The following is a 22,318-nucleotide window of genomic DNA, read 5'->3' as shown; positions in this document are numbered from 1 at the left end:
TTTTCAAGGGATTCAATAATCAGCGGGTGCAGGGCGAAGTCGGAAAACTTCTTTTCGGTTAAGTGTGTTTTGCTCATAGTGTGGTAGAATAACAGTTAACTATTGCATTACGAAAGCGTATCCAGTGAAATAAAGTCAACCCGCCGTAGGTTAACCTTAAACCAGCCGGGTAGTGATAATCCTGTGGAGTAGAACATGAGCGATAAAATTATTCACGTAAGTGACGACAGCTTCGAAAAGGACGTGTTGCAGGCAAAGGGACTGTTCCTGGTGGACTTCTGGGCGGAGTGGTGCGGCCCGTGTAAAATGATAGCGCCCATCCTGGCTGAAGTCGCCGATGAATTCGAAGGTAAATTGACCATCGCCAAGCTGAACATCGACGAAAATCCGGCCACCGCGCCCAAGTACGGCATTCGCGGCATCCCCACCCTGCTGTTGTTCAAGGACGGCGAAGTGGTGGCGACCAAAGTCGGCGCGCTGTCCCGCAGCCAGTTAAAAGAGTTCCTGAACAAAAATCTGTAATCGGTAAAAAACGGTTATCTCAACGGGCCCTGACGTTCACTATGTTTTCTCGTATTGACCGCTAGACGCCCGCAAAGAACCGTGCTAAGTTTATGTCCACTGCATTTAGATCTTACCTGTAGTTTGAATCTGAGCTTTACTCTTTGTCCGAGTCCTGTTGTTGAACAGTTAGTCGAACCGTTTGTTGAACCGTTTGTTAAATAGTAAACGGCTGATAAACCGCACAGGCGTTAAAAGCAAAGTGTTCAAGCCACCTGTATTTGAATTGATCCGTTTTTAGGCGCTCTCAATCTTCAGTCTTCTTGTACTCATTTTGCATGAATTGCTGTTCATCAGCCCAAACGGGATGTGCTGGGATTAAATGCCGTTAGACAGGCACGATTTTACGCTGCCATACCATTCACAAAAAAAGTTCGAGAAATACCCCGAGTTTAAGAACCCACCATTATGAACCTTACCGAATTAAAAAATACGCCGGTTTCTGAGCTAATTACTCTCGGCGAAAACATGGGGCTGGAAAACCTGGCCCGTATGCGCAAGCAGGACATCATCTTCGCCATTTTAAAGCAGCATGCTAAAAGTGGAGAGGATATCTTTGGCGACGGCGTGTTGGAAATATTGCAGGATGGATTCGGTTTCCTCCGCTCCGGCGACAGCTCATATCTGGCCGGCCCTGATGATATCTATGTTTCCCCCAGCCAGATCCGCCGTTTCAACCTTCGCACCGGCGATACCATTTCCGGCAAGATCCGTCCGCCGAAAGAGGGCGAGCGCTACTTTGCGCTGCTGAAGGTCAATGAAGTCAATTACGACAAACCGGAAAATGCCCGTAACAAAATCCTGTTTGAAAACTTAACCCCGCTGCATGCCAACTCCAGGTTGCGCATGGAACGAGGCAACGGCTCAACCGAAGATCTGACGGCGCGCGTGCTGGATTTAGCCGCCCCCATCGGTCGCGGCCAGCGCGGGCTGATCGTGGCGCCGCCCAAGGCCGGTAAGACCATGCTGTTGCAGAATATCGCGCAAAGCATCGCCTACAACCATCCCGATTGCGTGCTGATGGTATTGCTTATCGATGAGCGGCCGGAAGAAGTGACCGAAATGCAGCGTCTGGTCAAAGGCGAAGTGATAGCGTCAACGTTCGATGAGCCGGCTTCCCGCCACGTTCAGGTCGCCGAAATGGTCATTGAAAAAGCCAAACGCCTGGTCGAACATAAAAAAGACGTTATCATCCTGCTCGACTCCATTACCCGCCTGGCCCGCGCCTATAACACCGTGGTGCCCGCCTCGGGTAAGGTACTGACCGGTGGTGTGGACGCCAATGCCCTGCACCGTCCAAAACGTTTCTTCGGCGCGGCGCGTAATATGGAAGAGGGCGGCAGCCTGACCATCATCGCCACGGCGCTGATCGACACCGGCTCCAAGATGGATGAAGTGATTTACGAAGAATTTAAAGGTACCGGTAATATGGAACTGCACCTCTCGCGCAAAATCGCCGAGAAACGCGTGTTCCCGGCTATCGATTACAACCGCTCCGGTACCCGTAAGGAAGAGTTGCTGACCACGCAGGAAGAACTGCAGAAAATGTGGATCCTGCGCAAGATTATCCACCCGATGGGCGAGACTGACGCCATGGAATTCTTGATGAACAAATTGGCGATGACCAAAACCAATGACGAGTTTTTCGATATGATGAAACGCTCGTAATTAACAAAAACTCGGGTAACGCCACGTCAAGACGTGGCGTTTTTTGTTTCTGATGCTAGGATAGTGTGTTCTTAACTGCCGCGACCTGATGAAAAGAAGTTCGGTAACGCGGTCTTTTTGCTTCGGTTCACCCGACGGAGATTCGGGTGTGATGAAAAAAGATGATGATAAATCAATACTTTCAGTGTCGCCTAACCCAGTGACGATTGAGGCAGAGAGTGAGGGGCGTCTACACCGGTGGCGCTTCTAACAGCCTGATGGATGCAGAGAGCTTTCTATTGTGAACCTACTCAATATGAGTACTGATTTTTTTGCTATTTTTTTATTTTCGATGGTTTTTTTGTTTTTCGCCCGCAAGGTTGCGCAAAAGATCGGCCTGGTTGATAAACCCAATTACCGCAAACGTCACCATGGGCAAATCCCCCTGGTGGGGGGTATCTCCATTTATGCCGGTATCTGCTTCACTTTCCTCTATACCGATCACTTCGTACCGCATATCGGCCTGTACCTGATTTGCTCCGGCATCCTGGTGCTGATAGGCGCCCTTGACGACCGTTTCGATATCAGCGTTAAATCCCGCGCCACCATCCAGGCGCTGGTCGCCGTCACCATGATGTACTTCGGCGGTCTATACATCAATAGCCTGGGATATGTGTTCGGACCCTGGGAAATGGTGCTCGGTCCCTACTTCGGTTATCCGGTCACCCTGTTCGCGGTCTGGGCGGCAATCAACGCCTTTAATATGGTGGACGGCATCGACGGGCTGCTCGGCGGGTTATCCTGCGTCTCGCTTGGCGCCATGGGCATCCTGATGTACAAGGATAATAACCCCAGCCTGGGTTTGTGGTGTTTTGCCATGATTGCCGCCATCCTGCCCTATATCCTGCTGAACCTGGGCGTGTTCGGCCGCCATTATAAAGTGTTTATGGGCGACGCTGGCAGCACCATGATAGGCTTCAGCATTATCTGGATTATCCTGCAAAGCACCCAGGGAACCGGGCATCCGATGAACCCCATCACCGGTTTGTGGATTATCGCCATTCCGTTAATGGATATGATAGCCATTATGTACCGGCGCATGCGTAAAGGCATGAGCCCCTTTTCCCCCGATCGGCAGCATATCCATCATCTTATCATGCGCGCCGGCTTCAGTTCGCGACAAGCCTTTGTTATCATTACCGTTACCGCAGCCATATTGGCCGCCTTCGGCGTGGCGGGCGAACAATGGTTCGTCTGGCCCGACTGGCTGATGTTTCTTTTGTTCATCCTGGTTTTTTTACTCTACGGCTACTTGCTGAAATGCGCCTGGCGGGTAGCGCGCTTCGTCAAGCGCACCAAGCGTCGGTTCGGCGGAAAACCGAGACCCACTAACCGTAATGCGGGACAAAAATGAAATCAGAAACCCCACCGGCAGCCCGCGACGCGGCGCTGGATAACGAGCTGGATATCCATGGGCTTTTTTGCGCCCTGTGGCGCGGCAAACGCTGGATTATCGGCGCCGCCCTGGTGTTTGCGCTGATTGCCCTGGCCTATTCCTATCTGGTGAAACAGGAATGGACCGCCGCGGCGGTAACCGATAAACCGACGGTGAACATGCTGGGCAGCTATTTTTCACAGCAGCAGTTCCTGCGCAACCTGGATGTGAAGAATACCGCCCTGCCAACCTCGGATATGCCGGGTATCGGCGACGAGGCATACCAGGAATTTATCCGTCAATTGTCCTCTTACGACACCAAGCGCGATTTTTGGCAGGCGGCCGGCTACTATACCGCGCGCAAAAAAGGCGATGCCCATGCCGACGCGGTATTGCTGGACGAAATGATCGGCAATATCCAGTATTCCCCCAGGGACGATGCCAAAAGACTGCCGGACCAGGTGACGCTTACCGCCGAAACGGCGGCGGACGCCAATCTGCTGCTGCGCCGTTATGTGGCTTTCGCCAGCCAGCGCGCCGCCGGCCATCTGAATGAAGATGTCATCGGCGCCTGGACGGCGCGCGCCATCTCGCTCAAAGCGCAGGTCAAACGCCAGGAAGCGGTAGCCAACGCCATCTACGATCGCGACCTGAACGCACTGCGCCATGCGCTGGATATTGCCAAGCGGCAGGGCATCAGTCATAGTCAGGCCAATGTTCCCGAAGAACAATTGCCGCAGTCCGGATTATTCCTGTTGGGAGAACCGGTGCTTCAGGCGCGGCTGGACGCCTTGCAGGCGGCCGGTCCCGGTTTTGACGTGGAGTACGATCAGAATCGCGCCATGCTGGCCACCCTTAACGTCGGCCCGACGCTACAGAATACATTCCAGACTTACCGTTATTTAAGGACACCGGAGGAACCGGTTAAACGCGATAAACCGCGCCGGGTTTTCCTGCTCATTCTCTGGGGCGCCATGGGTGGCTTGGTCGGGGCCGGTATCGCGCTGGCCCGGCGACGCTAACAGCAATACGCCGGGACCGGCATCAATCCGGAGGGATGCGCCGCCACGCGGCGGAATGAATACCAGCCACGCGTATGGCTAACTTAAGACGGAAAGGAATTAGCTGTGAAAGTGTTGACAGTCTTCGGCACAAGGCCGGAAGCCATAAAAATGGCGCCGCTTATCCTGGCGTTGGCCAAGGATCCGGACTTTGACGTCCGGATTTGCGTTACGGCCCAACATCGGGAAATGCTTGATCAGGTGTTGCGCCTGTTCGAGATCGTGCCCGATTATGATTTGGATATCATGCGTCCGGATCAGGGCTTGACGGAAATCACCAGCCGCATCCTTACCGGCATGAAACCGGTATTGGCGTCGTTTGCCCCGGATGTGGTGCTGGTGCACGGCGATACCACCACCACCCTGGCCGCCAGCCTGGCCGCGTTTTACCAGCATATTCCCGTTGGCCACGTGGAGGCCGGGCTGCGTACCGGCAACCTGTACTCGCCCTGGCCGGAAGAAGCCAACCGCAAATTAACCGGCCATTTGGCGATGTATCATTTTTCCCCGACCGAAAATGCACGGCAAAACCTGCTGCGTGAAGGCTTGGACGGGGAGCGGATATTCGTCACCGGCAATACCGTTATCGATGCGCTGTTTTGGGTACGCGATAGCGTGTTGAATAACGCCGGGCTGCGCGCCTCGCTTGAACAGCGTTACGATTTTCTCGATCCGCAAAAAAAGATGATCCTGGTTACCGGCCACCGGCGGGAAAGCTTTGGCGACGGCTTTGAACGCATCTGCAGCGCGCTGGCCCATATTGCCCGGCATCATCCCGAGGTGCAGGTGGTGTATCCGGTGCATCTTAACCCCAACGTCGGCGAGCCGGTCAACCGCATTTTAAGCGGAATATCCAATATTAAACTGATCGACCCGCAGGATTACCTGCCGTTTGTTTATCTGATGGACCGGGCCTATATGATCCTGACGGATTCCGGGGGCATCCAGGAGGAGGCACCCTCCCTGGGTAAACCGGTTTTGGTGATGCGCGACGCCACCGAGCGTCCGGAAGCGGTGGCGGCCGGCACCGTGCGGCTGGTGGGCACCGACCCTAAAACCATCCAGGCGGCGGTCTCCCATTTGTTGACCGACGCCGATGAATATCTGGCCATGAGCCGTGCGCATAACCCCTATGGCGATGGCCAGGCCTGCCGGCGAATTATTGACGCGTTAAAGAATAATCAGGTGAAAGTATGAGTTTTGACCATATCTCCGTTATCGGCCTGGGTTATATCGGCCTGCCCACCGCCGCCGCCTTTGCCTCGCGCGGCAAAAAAGTGGTGGGAGTGGACGTGAACCAGCACGCGGTGGAGACCATTAACCGCGGTGCGATTCATATTGTCGAGCCGGACCTGGCCGAGGTGGTCAAACGCGCCGTCGACGGAGGATATCTTACGGCGGTGACCCGGCCGGTGGCGGCCGATGCCTTCCTGATTGCGGTGCCGACGCCGTTTATGGCCGGGCACCAGCCCGATCTTGACTATGTGCGCGCGGCGGCGCTCTCCCTGGCGCCGGTGCTCAAAACCGGCGATTTGGTCATTCTGGAATCCACCTCGCCGGTAGGCACCACCGAGCAAATGGCGCAATGGCTGGCCGAGGCGCGCCCCGACCTGAAATTTCCTTTAACCGCGGGCGAGGAAACCGATATCAATATCGCCTACTGCCCCGAGCGCGTGCTGCCCGGCAAAATCATGGCCGAACTGATAAAAAACGATCGCGTCATCGGCGGCATGACCGCGCGCTGCTCGGCGCGGGCCAGTGAGCTTTACCAGATTTTCGTGGAAGGAGAGTGCGTGGTCACTAACTCCCGCACCGCCGAAATGTGCAAGCTGACCGAAAACAGCTTTCGGGATGTCAATATTGCCTTCGCCAACGAGCTGTCGCTGATTTGCGCCGACCAGGATATTAATGTCTGGGAACTTATCCGCCTGGCCAACCGGCATCCACGGGTGAATATCCTGCAACCCGGTCCCGGGGTCGGCGGGCATTGTATCGCGGTCGACCCCTGGTTTATCGTCGCGCAGAATCCAGGCCAGGCCAGGCTTATCCATACCGCCCGGATGGTTAACGATGATAAACCGATCTGGGTGGTGGACCGGGTGAAGGCGGCGGTGGCGGACTGCCTGGCGCACGGCGGCAAACGCGCCGCTGAGGTGACCATCGCCTGTTTCGGGCTGGCGTTCAAGCCGGATATTGATGATTTGCGCGAAAGCCCGGCGGTCGCCATTACCCGGCTGATAGCCCAATGGCATGTGGGCAAGACCCTGGCGGTCGAGCCGAACGTGGAGCAACTGCCCGCGACGCTTGCGGACCTGGCCACCCTGGCCGGACTGGACCAGGCGCTGGATACCGCCGATGTGCTGGTGATGCTGGTGGATCACCGCCAGTTCCGGGCGCGGCCCCCGGCCGACATTACACAACGCTGGATTATCGATACCAAAGGTGTCTGGCGCTAAGCTGAAACCCCGGCTTCGGCCGTTCCGCATCGGGTGGATCCTATGGACATGCATGCCGTTATTGAACCGCTGGTATGGGAAAGTGATTTCTTCAAGGTTGCCAGCGGCAGGATGATACTCGATCCCGCCGCCGCGACCTTGACCTCCGCCGCCCTGGACGCGTTCCAGGTCGTGCAGGCCAAGGTGGCCGCCGATCGTCCGCAGCAGGCGGATGCGCTGGCGGCGCTGGGATTCCGGCTGGTGGACGGCGAGATAGATTGCAGCCTGCGGGTGCCGTCGCAGGGCGGGGCGGCCGGCGATCATGAGGGTTTGATGGCCGGCGCGGCGCGCTTGTCCGACATCGTCCCGTATGACGCCGCCCCGCTGCGTGTTGCCGGGCAGGGGGACATCGCTGCGGTCAGCCGGCTGGCGGCGTCGGCATTCAGGTTAAGCCGGTTCCGCGAGCCCTGGTACCCCGATCGGGAATGCCGCCGTTTCTACGCCGTTTGGGCACAGAATGCTATCTTGGGTACTTTTGATAATTTCTGCCTGGTCAAGGGCCGGCCCGACGCCATCGAAGGCATGGTGACGCTCAGGCGACTTGACGTGAATGACGCGCGCATCGGCCTGCTGGCGGTGGCCCCGGCTTATACGCGGCGGGGCATTGGCCGCGCCCTTTTCGCCGGCGCGCTGGCGTGGTGCCGCTCCCAGGGGATATCCCGCCTGCGGGTGGCCACCCAGACCGGCAATCTTGCCGCGCTGCGGCTCTACATCGCATGTGGCGCCAACGTTGACGGCACCGCATACTGGTTTTACAGGTGACACTATGATCCCGTTCAATTCCCCACCGGTGGTGGGAAGTGAAATCGATTTTATCCGCACGGCGATGGGCAGCGGCAAGCTGTGCGGCGACGGTGATTTCACCAAGCGCTGCCAGCTATGGCTGGAACAGCGCTTTGGTTGCCCGAAAGCGCTGCTGACGCCTTCCTGCACCGCGTCGCTGGAAATGGCGGCCATCCTGCTGGATATCCGGCCGGGTGATGAAATCATCATGCCCAGCTATACCTTTGTCTCCACCGCCAACGCGTTTGTCCTGCGCGGCGCGACCATTGTTTTCGTCGATATCCGTCCCGACACCATGAACATGGATGAAACGCTTATCGAGGCGGCGATCACCGATAAAACCCGGGCTATCGTGCCGGTGCATTATGCCGGTATCGCCTGCGAGATGGATGTCATCATGGCGCTGGCCGCCCGATACGGTCTGGCGGTGATCGAGGATGCCGCCCAGGGCGTGATGTCCTCCTATCAGGGTAAGCCGCTCGGTACCCTGGGGCATATCGGCTGTTTCAGTTTCCATGAAACCAAAAACTACACCGCCGGCGGCGAAGGCGGCGCCACCATGATAAACGATGCCGGGCTGATTGACCGCGCGGAGATCGTGCGGGAAAAAGGCACCAACCGCAGCCAGTTTTTTCGCGGACAGACGGATAAATACACCTGGCGGGATATCGGGTCCAGCTACCTGATGGCCGATTTGCAGGCCGCCTACCTGTGGGGGCAGCTGGATGCGGCCGATATCATCAATCGCCGCCGTCTGGCGCTGTGGAACGGCTATCGCGACGCGCTGCTGCCGTTGGCGCGCGAGGGACGTATCGAACTGCCGACTGTGCCGGAAAACTGCCGGCAAAACGCCCATATGTTTTATATCAAACTGCGGGATATCGCGGATCGATCGGCGTTTATCGATCATATGAAAGCGGCGGATATCCTGACGGTTTTCCATTATATTCCGCTGCACGACAGCCCGGCCGGGCTGCGTTTCGGGCGTTTTAACGGTGAAGACCGCCATACCACGCGAGAGAGCCGGCGTCTGGTGCGGCTGCCGTTGTTCTACAACCTGAGCGACGAACATCAATCCCTGGTCATCAGCGCGATTAACCGGTACTTCGCCTGATATGTCCCTGGCCCGCGCCTCGCTATGGACCGCCGGCTCGACGCTTATCAAGATTGGCGTCGGCCTGCTGGTGGTCAAACTGCTGGCGGTCTCTTTCGGACCGTCCGGCGTCGGCCAGGCGGGCAATTTCAGGCAACTGGTGACCGTGCTCGGCGTGCTGTCCGGCGCCGGCATTTTCAACGGCATGACCAAATACGTGGCGCAGTTCCAGGATCAGCCGGAGCGGCTGCGCGCGGTGTTAGGCACCGGCTCGGCCATGGTGCTGGGGTTCTCCACTCTTTTGGCGGTGATTTTCTTGGCGTGCGCCGGTCCCATAAGCCGCGGGCTGTTCGGCCATGACGGCTATGCCGACGTGGTGCGGGCGGTGGCATTTATCCAACTGGGTATCGCATATGCCAACCTGATGCTGGCCATACTGAAGGGCTTTCGCGACGCCGCCGGCAACGCCCTGGCGGTCAGCGGCGGCAGCGTGCTGGGCGCGGGCGCTTTTTTTCTCTGTTATCAATTGGGCGGCTACCCGGGAGCGCTGGTCGGGCTGGCGCTGGTCCCGGCCGTTACGCTGCTGCCCGCGGCCATGGTGGTGGCCCGGCGGCGGCTGATCCGCCCGGGGGATTTGCGCCCTGCCTGGGATCGGCCGCTGGCCGGCCAACTGGGCAAATTTACCCTGATGGCGTTGATGACGTCGTTCACCTTGCCGCTGGCCTATATTATGATGCGTAATCTCCTGGCGCAGCGCTATAGTTGGAATGAGGTGGGTCTCTGGCAGGGGGTGAGCAGCATTTCCGATGCCTATTTGCAGTTTATTACCGCCTCTTTCACCGTTTACCTGCTGCCGACCCTATCGCGTTTAAGCGATAAGCGCGCCGTCGGCCGGGAAATCAGGCGTTCACTGCTGTTTGTGATGCCCGCGGTGGCGGCGGTCAGCCTGGTGTTATGGATGTTGAGGGATGTTGCCATCCGCCTGCTGTTTTCCGCGCAGTTCGAAGCGATGCGCGACCTGTTTGCCTGGCAACTGGTGGGCGATGTATTGAAAGTGGGTGCTTACGTCTACGGATATCTGGTGATCGCCAGGGCCTCGCTGCGTTTTTACCTGCTGACGGAAATCAGCCAGTTTATATTATTGACCGGTTTTTCCCACGCCCTGATCCCCCGCCATGGCGCGCTTGGCGCGACGCAGGCTTATATGGCGACCTATATGGTCTATTTTTTGCTTTGTAGCGCGGTATTTCTTCTTTATTGCAGGAAAAAATGACCCAGTTAATCCATGTGCTTGGCGCGGATATCCCGCATCATAACCTGACGGCGCTGCGTTTTTTTAACGACCAGCTGGCAGGCGATCTCGCCGCCGGAGAACGCTTCCATTTTATGGTGGCCGCCGCCGACGGCACGCCTTTCCAGGGTCTTTCGCGCCTGCGTGTGGATACCTATGGCGATAAACGGGCGCTGGCGCGGGCGGTGGTCGGCCTGGCCGCCGCCCAGCCGGCGACGCGATTTTTGCTGCACGGGCAATTCAATCCGCGGATTTGGCTGGCCCTGCTGGTGGGTAAACTGCCTGCCGCCCGGGTCAGTTGGCATATTTGGGGTGCGGATCTGTATGAAGAGTCAAATAACCTGAAACACCGACTGTTTTATCTGTTGCGCCGCCGCGCTCAGGGACGGGTCGGCCATGTTTTCGCCACCCTGGGCGATCTTTCGGTATACCGGCCCCGTTATCCCCATGTCGACACATCGCCGCTGTATTTCCCCACCCGCATGGATCCGGCGCTGCGTTTTGACCGGCCGCCGGCCGCGCCGGATAAAACCCTCACCGTGCTGGTGGGCAATTCCGGCGATGCCGCCAACCGCCATCTGGAGGCGTTGGCGGCGATTTACCGTCAATTCGGCGCCGATGTGCGGGTGATCGTGCCGCTGGGGTATCCGGCCAATAACGAGGCGTATATCGCCCGGGTGCGCGCGCAGGGCGAAAAATTCTTCCCGCCCGACCGGCTGGAGCTGCTCACGGCGCCGGTGGCCTTTGATGCTTACCTGGCGATACTGCGTCAATGCGACCTGGGCTATTTTCTGTTTAATCGCCAGCAGGGCATCGGCACGCTTTGCCTGCTGATTCAGTTCGGCGTGCCTTTTGTCCTGAGCCGGCTTAATCCCTTCAGGCAGGATTTGGCCGCCGGGCGGGTGCCGGTATTGCTGCACGGCGACGCCATCGACGCGACCGCGGTGCGCGAGGCGCAACGCGGGCTGGCCGGCGTGGATCGGGGGCGTATCGCTTTTTTTTATCCCAACTATATGCAAGGGTGGCGCCAGGCGCTGGCCGTAGCCGCGGGGACTGGCTTATGACCCTGGGCCAGTTCGGCGGGCTGCTGGTGGTGTATACGCTCTCGGTGCTGCTGGTGCTGTCCCTGACCTATCGGGAATTTCGCCGCGTGCGGTTTAATTTCAACGTCTTTTTTTCGCTGCTTTATTTATTGACCTTCTACCTGGGTTTTCCGCTGACCTGCATCCTGGCGTTTCGCTTCAATGTCCAGGTGGCGCCGGTACAAAACCTGATGGAAGCGCTGCTGGCCGCCACCGCGTTTTACGGTATTTATTATGTCAGCTATAAAATCCGCTGGTTTCCCTCTTCCCGGTCCGCCGGCAGGCCGGTACTGTCCCTGAACCGGGTGGAGACGCATTTAACCTGGATCCTGCTGGCGCTGACCGCCGTCGGCACGGTGGCGGTATTTTTCATGCATAATGGCTTTCTATTATTCCGCCTGCAGTCCTACAGCCAGATTTTTTCCCGCGACGTTACCGGGGTGGCGCTGAAGCGCTTTTTCTATTTTTTTATCCCGGCAATGTTGATTATTTATTTCCTTAATCCCACCCGGCGCAATTGGCTATTATTTTTGTGCGGCACCGTGGCCTTCGGGATTTTTACCTATATGGTGGTCGGCGGCACCCGGGCCAATATCATCATCGCCTTTGCCCTGTTTTTGTTTATCGGCATCCAGCGCGGCTGGATAAGCCTGTGGACGCTGGGAGCCGCCGGCCTGGTCGCCGTGGCCGGCATGTTCTGGCTGGCGTTAAAGCGTTACGGCCTGAACGTCAGCGGCGACGAGGGGTTTTACACGTTTTTATACCTGACGCGCGATACGTTTTCCCCATGGGAAAACCTGGCGCTGCTGTTGCAAAACTACCCGAAAATAGCCTTCCAGGGGCTGGCGCCGATAGTGCGCGATTTTTACGTGTTTATCCCCGGCTGGCTGTGGCCGGACCGGCCCGGCCTGGTGCTCAATACCGCCAATTATTTCACCTGGGAAGTGCTGGGCAATCATTCCGGCCTGGCGATTTCACCCACGCTTATCGGTTCGCTGGTGGTGATGGGCGGCGTGGCGTTTATCCCTCTCGGCGCCGTGATGGTGGGACTTATCCTGAAGGGCTTCGATAACCTGTATGAACGGGGCAAGGCGGCCCCGGACCGCTACCGTTCGGCGGTATTGCAGGCATTTTGTTTTGGCGCGGTGTTCAATATAATAGTCCTGGCCCGCGAGGGACTGGATGCCTTTACGTCGCGCGTCGTGTTTTTCGCCCTGATATTCGGCCTGTGCCTGATGCTGGCAAAACTGCTCTTTTGGCTGCTTAACCGCGCGGGATTGATCCGGCCCAGGCGCGCGCGCGGGGCCACGGCGGCATCGTAATCGGGTCATCCCCTCGAAGGATAATAAATGGAAAATCAGGATGGGATTGCCCAGTACCCTATTCGCGGTTTGGTCATCTGGGGCTTTCGCGACGAGCGGCATTGCGTCGATTACCTGTTTGCCGATGGACGGGTCAGGACCGGCACCCTGATTGCCATCAACGCGGAAAAGGTCCTGACCTCGGAGCGGGATGCCGCGCTTGCACAGCTGCTGGCCGAGGCGGAATACAAATATGCCGACGGCATCAGTATCGTGCGCTCGATCCGCCGCAAATATCCCCACGCCCAGGTGGCGCGCATCGCGGGCGCGGATCTGTGGGAAGGCATTATGGCGCGGGCCGGCATGGAGGGCACGGCGGTATTTCTTATCGGCGGCCGGCCGGCGGTGCTTGAACAGACTGCCGAGCGGCTGCGCGCGCAATGGAACGTTAATATCGTCGGGATGCATGACGGCTATTTTACCCCGGCGGGGCAGGAATCATTATTCGCCCGGGTGCGGGCCAGCGGCGCCGCCATCGTTACCGTGGCCATGGGGTCGCCCAGGCAGGAAATAATCATGCGTGATTGCCGCGCCTGCTATCCAAACGCCCTTTATATGGGCGTAGGCGGCACCTACGACGTCTTTACCGGCCATGTAAAGCGTGCCCCCCTCGTTTGGCGGCGCCTGGGCCTGGAGTGGCTGTACCGCCTGTTCAGCCAGCCCAGCCGCTTACGCCGCCAGCTGAAATTATTGCGTTTTGTCGGTTACTATATTAGCGGACGGCTGTAGACGCGGTGTCGCCCGACCGGGGTTAAGTAGCCGAAAAGCATGGCGCATCGCGTTTTACGGCCGGGAAAACCCGCTAAGCGGGCAGGAAATGAGCAAAGGGTTATTAAACCCGGCAAAAGTAGTAAAAAGCACTAGACAGTCAGGCCGCGATTCCGTACTATCCCCACCCGCAACGGCGCTAAGCGCCCGTAGCTCAGCTGGATAGAGCGCTGCCCTCCGGAGGCAGAGGTCTCAGGTTCGAATCCTGTCGGGCGCACCATAATTTGTGCGCAAGTGCCGTGTCAGCAGTTTCGTCACGTTGCGGTAAGCAGTATCAGTAATGGTGATTGTAGCTCAGTTGGTAGAGCCCTGGATTGTGATTCCAGTTGTCGTGGGTTCGAGCCCCATCAGTCACCCCAACATTAGTGGCCATGCGAAGGTGGCGGAATTGGTAGACGCGCTAGCTTCAGGTGTTAGTGTCTTAACGGACGTGAGGGTTCAAGTCCCTCTCTTCGCACCACAACCTATCAGTACATTTTTACGACGATGCAGTACGGCGAGTAGCGCAGCTTGGTAGCGCAACTGGTTTGGGACCAGTGGGTCGGAGGTTCGAATCCTCTCTCGCCGACCACATTCCCGAGGGTATTGCCCGATTTGTTGCGGGCAGGACCAGAAAAAGAAAAACGGCAGGTCATCATGACCTGCCGTTTTTTTATTATTTTTGGGATTCAGACCGCGCCGGGCGTGGGGACATGCGGCGTTGGCGCATTTACCCCGCCGGCCGCCTCCCGCCCGCCGGCCCGATCGGCGGCGCGCAGAAGGGCATCGGTAAACACCTCGACCGGCTGCGCTCCCGAAATCACCTCGCCCTCGATATCGATGCTGGGAACGCTGCGAATGCCGGCATCCCGCAAACCCCGTTCAACCGCTCTTACCGCGTCGTTTTCTTCTTCGCCGGCAAGGAAAGTGGCGGCGGCATTCCGGTCCAGTCCCTGTTCTGCGGCGATCTCCGCAAGCGTCGCGCGGTTGCCGATATCGCGGCCCTGCTCGAAATAAGCCGAAAGCAATGCCTTGCCGAGCGCATCGGCAACGCCGTGCCGTTGCGCAAAGCGCATCAGCCGGTGAGCCTGGAAGGTGTTGACCGTTTTTTCTATCGCATCATAATCAAAAGCGACATCATCGCCATGTGCGGCGGTAACGGTCTGGGCGTCGAGCTGGCGGCCGCGTTCCCAACTGCCGAACTTGAGCGCGCGGTAGACTTTCCGGTCCATGCCCTCGGCCGGCATATCCGGGTTCAGTTCGAACGGCTGCCAGCGCACTTCCACGCCCGTATCTGCGGGAAGCGCGCGGATTGCCCTGGCCAGACGGCGATGGCCGATCAGGCACCAGGGACAGATAAAGTCAGACGTAACGGTCACGGCAATGGACATAACGGATCTCCTCTAATGAAGTTAAGCTATTGTCACTCATTACCTTAACGATGATAATCAGCGCCATGTCGAAAAGTTCATTGCGCGATGCGCAAAGGTGACCTATGGATAGATTCGCGGCGCTCAGCGCCTTCGTGGCGGTGGTGGAACACGGGGGTTTCGCACCGGCGGCAAGACGGCTGGGCGTGGCGGCATCCTCGCTTACGCGGCAGTTGAACGGGCTGGAGGAAAGCCTGGGCACGCTGCTGATGAACCGTTCGACCCGCAGCGTTACGCTGACCGAAACCGGACGGCAATATTACGAGGATGCCCGCCGGATACTCGAGGATCTGGTTAACGCCGATCGGTCGGCGAGCGAGCAGTCCGGGCCGCCGGGCGGATTGCTCAAGGTGACGATGCCGGTTGCCTTCGGGCGTTTGCACGTTGCGCCCGCTCTCCCCGTTTTTCTGCAACAATTTCCCCATATCCAGCTTGAGCTCCATTTGAGCGACGCCTTGGCCAATCTGGTCGAGGACAGGCTTGATATCGCCCTCAGGCTGGGCGTGCCGGGTTCATCCACGCTGATTGCGCGTAAGCTGGCGCCCCATCATCGCGTTATCTGCGCCAGTCCCGACTATCTGGGTGAGCATGGCGCGCCGCGCGAGCCAGGCGACCTGACTGCGCACAATTGCCTGTTATTCGACTACCTGGCTACCGGTAACCGGTGGACGCTGAGCCGGGGCGGCAGGCAGGAGAAGGTCGCCGTTTCCGGCAACCTGCGCGCCAACAACTCGGAAATGCTGCGCGAGGCGGCCATCGGCGGCGCCGGGCTGCTGCTAATGCCGACCTGGCTGGTGGGGGGCGATATCGCCGCCGGCCGGCTGGTCCCGGTGCTGCAGGAATGGACTCCCTCGCCGGCCGCCGGGGAAGGCGCGGTCTGGGCCGTCTATCTGGCCAACCGGCGCGGATCGAGGAAGATCGCCAGTTTCATTGATTTCCTCGCCGTCCATTTCGGTTCCCCACCCTATTGGGATGAAGCCTGCGACTGGCTATGAAGACCGGGCGACCAGGATGGTTTATCTTTGCGTAAAACGCAAAGATGATAGCTAAAATGCGCTAATTGTCGCCATGTATGAACGGGAGCATAGTGAGGTCATCAACCAGGAGACACGCTATGCACAACATCACCACGCATCAGAAAACACCCAGGGCCGTGATCATCGGCGGTTCGCTCGGGGGGCTCTTCGCCGGCACCATGCTGCGCGCCATCGGTTGGGACGTGGATATTTTCGAACGTTCCTCCCGCGATCTCGACAGCCGTGGCGGCGGCATCGTTCTCCAGCCGGATGTGATCGAGGTATTCCGGCGCGGCGGCATTGTCCTGAATGATGACAGACTTGGCGTTCGTTCAGCCTATCGTACGGTTTTCCAGCCGGATGGCGCAATCCAGTCGCGATATTTCGCTCCCCAGACCCAGACTTCCTGGTCGCTTATCTATACTACCCTTAAGACGGCGTTCGGTGACTCGCATTATCATCAGGGCAAGCGCCTGGCGCGGATTGAGCAGGATCCTGTAACCAACGCCGTTACCGCGCTGTTTGACGACGCAAGCCGCGAGCGCGGCGACCTGCTCATTGGGGCGGATGGCGGCGGCTCAACGGTGCGCTCGCTCTTTTGGCCGCGGATACGCCCGCGTTATGCCGGCTATCTCGCCTGGCGCGGACTGGTGCCGGAAGCGGCCATGCCTGCCGCCGCGCGCGAGGGTCTGCACGGCGATTTCGGGTTTGCCAACAATACGGGCTCCCATATTCTCGGCTATCTGATGCCTGGCGAAGGCAATGACGTACGGCCCGGCCATCGGCTGTATAACTGGGTCTGGTATCGGGTGGCCGATAGCGGACAGCTCGCACAAATCATGACCGACCGCAACGGCCTTGAACGCGATTACTCCATTCCCGAGGGGATGCTGGCGGATCAATGGGTCGCCCGGTTGCGGGACGATGCACGGCGACTGCTGCCGCCGCCTTTCCGCGCCATTGTGGCGGCGACGGAGCACCCTTTCGCCCAAGCGATCCGCGATCTTGCGGTAGATGACATGGTGTCCGGCCGCGTGGTGATAATGGGGGATGCAGCCTCGATCCCGAGGCCGCACACCGCGGCGAGCACGGCGAAAGCGGCGGCGAATGCCCTGGCGCTCGCCGATGAGCTTGCCGCCTCGCCAAATGACATCGCCGCCGCGCTTGCCCGTTGGGAACTGCCGCAGGTAATGTACGGTAAGTACCTGGAAAAGCAGGGCACGCAAGCCGGTGATGACCTGATGTTCCACAGCCGCCCGTAAAGGCTTTTGTTTAAGCACCATCCACTTGAAACGTATCACTTATGGGTCGCGGCGCCCTATCGCCGCTACGCTCCAACAACCCGCATCACGCAAAGGAGAAGTATCATGAGCTATATCACAACGAATGACGGCACGCGTATCTTCTACAAAGACTGGGGTGATAAGCATGCCCAGCCCTTCGTCTTCTCGCACGGCTGGCCGCTGAGCGCCGACGCCTGGGACGGGCAGATGCTTTACCTGCTGCAACAGGGCTATCGCGTGATTGCCCATGACCGGCGCGGCCACGGCCGCTCCGATCAACCCGCGACCGGTAATGACATGGACACCTGGGCCGACGATCTCGCCGATGTACTGAACCAGCTTGATGTGAAAAATGCCATTATGGTCGGCCATTCGACCGGTGGCGGCGAGGTTGCTCGCTATATCGGACGCCATGGAACGGCACGCGTCACCAAGGCCGTGCTGGTCGGCGCCGTTCCGCCGATCATGATCTCGACCGGGCAATGGCCTAACGGCTTGCCGCTGGATGTGTTCGACGGTATTCGCAAAAACGTGTTCGATAACCGCTCAAATTTTTATCGCGAGCTCGCCATCCCCTTCTTCGGTTTTAACCGCGAGGGCGTGGAGGTGAATGAAGGGTTGCGCCAAAGCTTTTGGCTGCAGGGCTTGGCCGGCGGTATCCTGGCGCAATATGCCTCCATCCATGAGTTTTCGGCGGTCGATTACACCGCCGACCTGAAGAAAATCGACGTGCCGACGCTGGTCATTCATGGCGATGATGACCAGATTGTGCCGATAGGCCACGCGGGCCAACTGACCGCAACGATCGTGCCCAATGCGACGCTCAAGGTCTATAAGGGGGCGCCGCACGGTCTTGCCAGCACCCATCAGGACACGCTCAACGCCGACTTGCTCGCGTTCGCCAAAAGCTGAGTCGCTCAGGCGGCGGGTAATACCGCAAAAACAACAGCGGCAGGTCACCATGACCTGCCGTATTTTATTATCTGTCATTTCTCCTGCTATAGTGAAACCCGAAGGAGAAACATAAAATATGCACACCGATATTTTTAACGCATCCGGGCTGCCGCCGCTTTCCGCCGAGGTCATCACGGCGCTGAACACCATTGCGGGCTGGCTGGCGCTTGACGATTTTTCCCGCCATCGGGACAGGTTAAGCGCCGATGCCATCATCCTGGCGGGCAATGCGGTATTAGCCACCATTGACGGCGCGTGCGCGCTGGCGCAGGCCCGCCATATTCCCCTGTTTATCACCGGCGGCATCGGCCATTCCACCTCGTTTCTCATCGAGGCGATAACGCGGCACCCCCGTTATCGGACGATTGACACCGCCGGCCGTCCGGAAGCCGTCATCTTGCATGAGATTGCCACCCGATTCTGGCAACTGCCCGGGGACCAGGTTGTTGTGGAGACCGCATCGCGCAATTCCGGCGAAAATGCCGGCTTTACGCGCGTCCTGCTGGAAGAACGGGGATGTACGCCGCAAAATATCATTCTTATCCAGGATCCCTTGCTGCAGCGCCGGACCGACGCCACCTTTCGCCGCTGTTGGATTGATTCAGCCCAAACGCCGCATTTTATCAACTGGCCGACTCATGTGCCGCAACTGGTCAACGGCATAAACGGCACCGGCTTCGCCCGTGGTAGCCATGGCCTCTGGCCGGTAAACCGTTTTATATCGTTGTTACTGGGCGAAATTCCCCGCCTGCGGGATGATAGACAAGGCTATGGTCCGAAAGGGAAAGACTATATCTGCCATGTGGATATTCCGAACGTGGTTGAAGACGCCTGGCAATATCTGATGCATAACCAGGGGATATCAGGTGAATGGCGCGATCGTATCGGGATTCCAACGCTCAACGTATAAGCTGCGACGATGTGCCGCTACATCCCGCCCAGGGACTGCAGAAAATGTGCTTTTAGCGGCGCGGCCTCCACGCCCAGGCAGATTTTTTGCACCCCACAGCCGACAAAAGGATCAAAGCGTGTGGCAAACGCAGTGGCGCGGCGCAAGGTCTGGCCACGCGACAGGCCTTCGGTCACGACCCTTACCGGCGAGGTTGACACCTTGAACCAGCCGGGATTGATCAGATAGGACAGGGTCAGGGTGTCATGCAGCGCCATGCCCTCGAATCCCTCGCTTTTCAAACTGTAATCCAGGTAGCCGCGGGAAATGGCGGTCAATACCGGCTGTCCGGTTGCGCGAATTTCCTCACCGGTGACCAACACTTCATGGGTGACGTCCAGCGGCAGCATCACCACCGGCAGCGCGGAGGAGAGGACCTGATCCGCGGCGTGGGGATCTTTCCAGATATTGAATTCACAATGAGGCGTCACGTTACCGGCATGGCCGTGGGTGCCGAACGCGCCGCCCATGATGACCACTTCCCTCACCAACGGAATAATCTCCGGCGCCAGGTTCTGGGCGGTGGCGATATTGGTCAGCGGCCCGATGGCCACCAGGGTAATTTCGCCGGGATTTTTCTTTACGCTGTCGATAATAAAGCGGATGCCGTCCTGCGCCGAGGCGTCATAGGGATTATCAAAGGCGTCGCCCAATCCGTCCTTGCCGTGTATCTTGCCGCTTACCGGGGTGGGATCAAGGGCCAGCGGACGAGAACAGCCGCGATAAACACCGGTGTGGATCGCCATTTTCGCGCAGAACAACCGGGCATTTTTAACCGCCTGATCCACGGTGACATTGCCGAATACCGCGCAGATACCCAGGATGTCCATATGGCGGGCGGCGTAGGCAAGCGCGAAAGCGTCATCCACGCCGATATCGGTATCGATAATAATCTTGCGCATGCGCGACTCCGGCGGAACAGGTACGAGGTTATGTTGTAGCATGCGCGGCCGCCCTTCGCCAGCGCAGGGTATGGGGACAACCGGCCCGATGCCCGGGGAAAATGGCGAACAGCTGTAACGACGCCGGCCCGTGAACGGGTATTTACCGGGTCTCTTCCGCCTCTTCGGGCAGCAGGGGCGCCTGGGCGATCGGCAGGGAGATATAAAAACAGGCGCCGCCCTGCGGCCGGTTGCCGGCGCGGATCTGCCCTGCGTGCATTTCTACTATCGCCTTGCAGATAGCCAGCCCCAACCCCACGCCCGGCACGGCCGATTCCTTGTTGCCGCGGGCGAATTTTTCAAAAATCTTCTGTTCCTGTCCCGCCGGAATGCCCGGGCCATTGTCCCATACCTCGATTTCCAGCCGGTCGCGTTGTTCATAAGCGCGGATGCCCAGTTGCGCGTTGTCGCCGGCATACTTCAGCGCATTCTCCAGCAGATTGGTGAACACCCGCTCGAGCAGCGTGCCGTCGGCTTTGATTAATACCAAATGATCGGGCAGGTCGAGCCTGACCTGGCGGTTGGCCAGCGAGGGTTTCATGATGTTCAGCGTGCTGCCGACCACCTCCTCAAGCGCCACCCATTCGGCGCGCAGGTTAAGGCCGCCCGACTGGATGCGCGCCATATCCAGCATATTATTCACCAGCCGGATGGTGCTTAAGGTTTGCTGGCGGATCTGGCTGGCCTGTGGCGCATACTTCGAGCCTTCCGCCGCCAGGTCAAGGGTCAGGATTTCCGACTGGCCGAACAAGACCGTCAGCGGGGTGCGCAGATCGTGCGACAAGGCCGACAGCAGGGCATTGCGCAACTCCTCGCGCTCGGCGGCCAGCCGCGCGTGTTCTTCGCTGCGGGTCAGCGCCATCCGTTCCAGCGCGCCGGCGATAAGCACCGTAAAGGTTTCCAGCATGCGTTGCTGCTCCGGTATCATCAGATGGCGCAGATTGGCGGGTTCGATCACCAGCAGGCCCAAGGTTTTGCCGGCGGTTTTCAGCGGCAGGATTTGATAGGGGACGCCGGGCAACGTATCGGTGCCGGCGCCGGCCGGCTGTCCCTTATCGAAACTCCAGCGGGAAATGGCGCCATCGGGCAGGGCGGTCAGGGTGCTGGCGCCGCCGATGGCCCTCAGTTCGCCGTTTTCCTGCGGCAGCAGCAGTTCGCTGCGCGCCTGCAGCGTGCTGTCGATGACGCGCTGGCAGGTCTGGGCAATGTCATCCATGCCGCGCGCGCCGCTCAGGGCTTTGGAGATTTCATACAGATGGCGCACACGCTGTTCACGGTAGCGCGCCACGCGCGCCTGGTAACGCACCCCCGAGGTCAGGTTGCCGATAATGATGCCGACGGTCAGCATGACGCCGAAGGTGAACAGGTATTGCACATTCGACACCGCCACGCTGCCGGTGGGGGCGATAAACACCAGGTCGAATATCACGATATTCAGCACGGTCGCCACCACCGACGGCCAGCGGCCGTAGCGCAGGGCCACGATAACCACGCCGAGCAGATAGATCATCACCATGTTGGTGGGATCCACCCCGGGCAGCAGCCAGCGGCCGCCGAAGGTAATCAGGGCGCAGAGCGCCGCCGCCGCCAGGCAGCCGCGCAGCTGCACCCGCCACTTGTCGCTAATAGTCCTGCTGTCCGCCGGCCTGCCCGGGGCATCGGCCGGCGGTTCATCCAGCGCCACGATGATCAGATCCAGGTCGGGACCAAGCTGGCCCAGCCGGTCGGCAAAGCTGTCCCGGCGCCAGCGTCTGGCCGGGCGCCGGCCGGTGACGATCTTGCCGAGGTTGTGCTCGCGGGCGTAGCGCAGCACCGCGCCGACTTCACTGGGATCGGAGAGCGTGGCGGTTTCCGCGCCCAATTCCTGGGCCAGTTGCAGCGTGCGCAGGATGCCGCGCCGGCGCGCTTCGGCCAGGCGATGCAGTGAAGGGGTTTCCACGTAAACGGCATGCCAGACGCTGCCGAGCCTGGCTGCCAGCCTGGCCGCGGTGCGCACCAGCTTTTCGCTGCCGGTATGATTACCGATGCACAGCAGGATGGCGTCGCGCGTGTGCCATACTTTATCCTCGCCTCCAAGGGCGTCGCGCCAGACCCGCATCTGGTCGTCCACCCGATCGGCGGTACGGCGCAGGGCCAGTTCGCGCAGGGCAAACAGATTGCCTTTGCGGAAAAAATTCTCGATGGCCCGC

At 59.0% G+C, this 22,318-nt stretch carries 20 protein-coding genes and 4 tRNA genes; 20 read left to right on the top strand and 4 right to left on the bottom strand.

Translation table 11 applies throughout. The features are described from left to right. Positions 1-77, bottom strand: a 77-nt coding sequence (locus VGC33_RS16765) for a hypothetical protein (RefSeq protein WP_331121908.1), incomplete at its 3' end; no start/stop codon positions are given. 118 nt (positions 78-195) lie between these two features. Here VGC33_RS16765 and trxA point away from each other — a divergent pair. The 16 genes from trxA (at position 196) to VGC33_RS16685 (ending at position 14,148) form a co-directional block, all read left to right on the top strand. Then, the gene (gene trxA / locus VGC33_RS16760; protein WP_162367082.1) at positions 196-522 is read left to right on the top strand and encodes a thioredoxin TrxA; all 327 of its coding nucleotides are present in this window, start codon (positions 196-198) and stop codon (positions 520-522) included. 447 nt (positions 523-969) lie between these two features. Next, on the top strand, positions 970-2,229 hold the full coding sequence (gene rho, locus VGC33_RS16755) for a transcription termination factor Rho (RefSeq protein ID WP_162367083.1): 1,260 nt from the start codon (positions 970-972) through the stop codon (positions 2,227-2,229). A 280-nt stretch (positions 2,230-2,509) separates the two neighbouring features. Then, positions 2,510-3,622 carry a UDP-N-acetylglucosamine--undecaprenyl-phosphate N-acetylglucosaminephosphotransferase gene (gene wecA, locus VGC33_RS16750; protein WP_331121907.1) on the top strand — a complete coding sequence of 371 codons (1,113 nt, stop codon included), beginning with the start codon at positions 2,510-2,512 and terminating at the stop codon, positions 3,620-3,622. Continuing rightward, positions 3,619-4,665: an ECA polysaccharide chain length modulation protein gene (gene wzzE, locus VGC33_RS16745; RefSeq protein WP_331121906.1), complete on the top strand. Its 1,047-nt coding sequence runs from the start codon at positions 3,619-3,621 to the stop codon at positions 4,663-4,665. Before wecA ends, wzzE begins: the two co-directional genes overlap by 4 nt. A gap of 105 nt (positions 4,666-4,770) precedes the next feature. Next, a complete protein-coding gene (gene wecB / locus VGC33_RS16740; RefSeq protein ID WP_331121905.1) occupies positions 4,771-5,901 on the top strand; it encodes a non-hydrolyzing UDP-N-acetylglucosamine 2-epimerase in 1,131 nt (376 codons plus the stop codon). Then, positions 5,898-7,160, top strand: coding sequence for a UDP-N-acetyl-D-mannosamine dehydrogenase (wecC, locus tag VGC33_RS16735; protein WP_331121904.1), 1,263 nt, complete (start codon positions 5,898-5,900; stop codon positions 7,158-7,160). The genes wecB and wecC overlap by 4 nt, the downstream gene beginning before the upstream one ends. Positions 7,161-7,202: 42 nt before the next feature. Continuing rightward, a complete protein-coding gene (gene rffC / locus VGC33_RS16730; protein WP_331121903.1) occupies positions 7,203-7,961 on the top strand; it encodes a dTDP-4-amino-4,6-dideoxy-D-galactose acyltransferase in 759 nt (252 codons plus the stop codon). Between the two features lie 4 nt (positions 7,962-7,965). Continuing rightward, complete coding sequence (gene rffA / locus VGC33_RS16725; RefSeq protein ID WP_331121902.1) at positions 7,966-9,096, top strand: dTDP-4-amino-4,6-dideoxygalactose transaminase; 1,131 nt, start codon at positions 7,966-7,968, stop codon at positions 9,094-9,096. Position 9,097: 1 nt separating this feature from the next. Further along, the gene (wzxE, locus tag VGC33_RS16720) at positions 9,098-10,348 is read left to right on the top strand and encodes a lipid III flippase WzxE (protein WP_331121901.1); all 1,251 of its coding nucleotides are present in this window, start codon (positions 9,098-9,100) and stop codon (positions 10,346-10,348) included. Then, positions 10,345-11,430: a TDP-N-acetylfucosamine:lipid II N-acetylfucosaminyltransferase gene (locus VGC33_RS16715; RefSeq protein WP_331121900.1), complete on the top strand. Its 1,086-nt coding sequence runs from the start codon at positions 10,345-10,347 to the stop codon at positions 11,428-11,430. Before wzxE ends, VGC33_RS16715 begins: the two co-directional genes overlap by 4 nt. Beyond that, positions 11,427-12,770, top strand: a complete 1,344-nt coding sequence (wzyE, locus tag VGC33_RS16710) for an ECA oligosaccharide polymerase (protein WP_331121899.1) — start codon at positions 11,427-11,429, stop codon at positions 12,768-12,770. The genes VGC33_RS16715 and wzyE overlap by 4 nt, the downstream gene beginning before the upstream one ends. Before the next feature lie 27 nt (positions 12,771-12,797). Then, positions 12,798-13,538: a lipopolysaccharide N-acetylmannosaminouronosyltransferase gene (gene wecG / locus VGC33_RS16705; protein ID WP_331121898.1), complete on the top strand. Its 741-nt coding sequence runs from the start codon at positions 12,798-12,800 to the stop codon at positions 13,536-13,538. Positions 13,539-13,720: 182 nt separating this feature from the next. Further along, positions 13,721-13,797, top strand: a tRNA-Arg gene (locus tag VGC33_RS16700). A gap of 63 nt (positions 13,798-13,860) precedes the next feature. Continuing rightward, positions 13,861-13,936: transfer RNA gene (locus VGC33_RS16695), tRNA-His, on the top strand. A 14-nt stretch (positions 13,937-13,950) separates the two neighbouring features. Further along, positions 13,951-14,037 (top strand) — tRNA-Leu (locus VGC33_RS16690). Between the two features lie 34 nt (positions 14,038-14,071). Then, a tRNA-Pro gene (locus tag VGC33_RS16685) sits at positions 14,072-14,148 on the top strand. Positions 14,149-14,245: 97 nt separating this feature from the next. On the opposite strand, the gene VGC33_RS16680 is transcribed toward VGC33_RS16685, so the two are convergent. Further along, a complete protein-coding gene (locus VGC33_RS16680; RefSeq protein WP_331121897.1) occupies positions 14,246-14,947 on the bottom strand; it encodes a DsbA family oxidoreductase in 702 nt (233 codons plus the stop codon). A 104-nt stretch (positions 14,948-15,051) separates the two neighbouring features. Here VGC33_RS16680 and VGC33_RS16675 point away from each other — a divergent pair, with 104 nt between their 5' ends. The 4 genes from VGC33_RS16675 to VGC33_RS16660 all read left to right on the top strand — a co-directional run bounded on the left by VGC33_RS16675 (position 15,052) and on the right by VGC33_RS16660 (position 19,149). Further along, the gene (locus VGC33_RS16675) at positions 15,052-15,981 is read left to right on the top strand and encodes a LysR family transcriptional regulator (protein ID WP_331121896.1); all 930 of its coding nucleotides are present in this window, start codon (positions 15,052-15,054) and stop codon (positions 15,979-15,981) included. 119 nt (positions 15,982-16,100) lie between these two features. After that, entirely contained in the window at positions 16,101-17,264 is a 1,164-nt protein-coding gene (locus VGC33_RS16670; protein ID WP_331121895.1) for an FAD binding domain-containing protein, read from the top strand. Positions 17,265-17,369: 105 nt separating this feature from the next. After that, complete coding sequence (locus VGC33_RS16665) at positions 17,370-18,197, top strand: alpha/beta fold hydrolase (protein WP_331121894.1); 828 nt, start codon at positions 17,370-17,372, stop codon at positions 18,195-18,197. A gap of 118 nt (positions 18,198-18,315) precedes the next feature. Next, positions 18,316-19,149: a YdcF family protein gene (locus VGC33_RS16660; protein WP_331121893.1), complete on the top strand. Its 834-nt coding sequence runs from the start codon at positions 18,316-18,318 to the stop codon at positions 19,147-19,149. A 17-nt stretch (positions 19,150-19,166) separates the two neighbouring features. Here the strand turns inward: VGC33_RS16660 and VGC33_RS16655 are convergent, their stop codons facing one another. Next, positions 19,167-20,090, bottom strand: a complete 924-nt coding sequence (locus VGC33_RS16655) for a nucleoside hydrolase (RefSeq protein ID WP_331121892.1) — start codon at positions 20,088-20,090, stop codon at positions 19,167-19,169. A 142-nt stretch (positions 20,091-20,232) separates the two neighbouring features. Beyond that, a partial coding sequence (gene kdpD, locus VGC33_RS16650) for a two-component system sensor histidine kinase KdpD (RefSeq protein WP_331121891.1) occupies positions 20,233-22,318 on the bottom strand: 2,086 nt, incomplete at its 5' end.

The sequence above is a fragment of the Acerihabitans sp. genome, from assembly GCF_036398755.1.
Lineage (GTDB): Bacteria > Pseudomonadota > Gammaproteobacteria > Enterobacterales > Enterobacteriaceae > Acerihabitans.
The sequence above is the reverse complement of the archived record's forward strand: the minus strand, read 5'-3'. Positions and strand labels throughout refer to the sequence as shown.

What these genes read in the sequence shown, in the direction of transcription:
- trxA (WP_162367082.1), top strand. Translation starts at nt 196, where the DNA reads ATGAGCGATAAAATTATTCACGTAAGTGACGACAGCTTCGAAAAGGAC.
- rho (WP_162367083.1), top strand. Translation starts at nt 970, where the DNA reads ATGAACCTTACCGAATTAAAAAATACGCCGGTTTCTGAGCTAATTACT.
- wzzE (WP_331121906.1), top strand. Translation starts at nt 3,619, where the DNA reads ATGAAATCAGAAACCCCACCGGCAGCCCGCGACGCGGCGCTGGATAAC.
- wecC (WP_331121904.1), top strand. Translation starts at nt 5,898, where the DNA reads ATGAGTTTTGACCATATCTCCGTTATCGGCCTGGGTTATATCGGCCTG.
- rffC (WP_331121903.1), top strand. Translation starts at nt 7,203, where the DNA reads ATGGACATGCATGCCGTTATTGAACCGCTGGTATGGGAAAGTGATTTC.
- rffA (WP_331121902.1), top strand. Translation starts at nt 7,966, where the DNA reads ATGATCCCGTTCAATTCCCCACCGGTGGTGGGAAGTGAAATCGATTTT.
- wzxE (WP_331121901.1), top strand. Translation starts at nt 9,098, where the DNA reads ATGTCCCTGGCCCGCGCCTCGCTATGGACCGCCGGCTCGACGCTTATC.
- VGC33_RS16715 (WP_331121900.1), top strand. Translation starts at nt 10,345, where the DNA reads ATGACCCAGTTAATCCATGTGCTTGGCGCGGATATCCCGCATCATAAC.
- wzyE (WP_331121899.1), top strand. Translation starts at nt 11,427, where the DNA reads ATGACCCTGGGCCAGTTCGGCGGGCTGCTGGTGGTGTATACGCTCTCG.
- wecG (WP_331121898.1), top strand. Translation starts at nt 12,798, where the DNA reads ATGGAAAATCAGGATGGGATTGCCCAGTACCCTATTCGCGGTTTGGTC.
- VGC33_RS16680 (WP_331121897.1), bottom strand. Translation starts at nt 14,947, where the DNA reads ATGTCCATTGCCGTGACCGTTACGTCTGACTTTATCTGTCCCTGGTGC.
- VGC33_RS16675 (WP_331121896.1), top strand. Translation starts at nt 15,052, where the DNA reads ATGGATAGATTCGCGGCGCTCAGCGCCTTCGTGGCGGTGGTGGAACAC.
- VGC33_RS16670 (WP_331121895.1), top strand. Translation starts at nt 16,101, where the DNA reads ATGCACAACATCACCACGCATCAGAAAACACCCAGGGCCGTGATCATC.
- VGC33_RS16665 (WP_331121894.1), top strand. Translation starts at nt 17,370, where the DNA reads ATGAGCTATATCACAACGAATGACGGCACGCGTATCTTCTACAAAGAC.
- VGC33_RS16660 (WP_331121893.1), top strand. Translation starts at nt 18,316, where the DNA reads ATGCACACCGATATTTTTAACGCATCCGGGCTGCCGCCGCTTTCCGCC.
- VGC33_RS16655 (WP_331121892.1), bottom strand. Translation starts at nt 20,090, where the DNA reads ATGCGCAAGATTATTATCGATACCGATATCGGCGTGGATGACGCTTTC.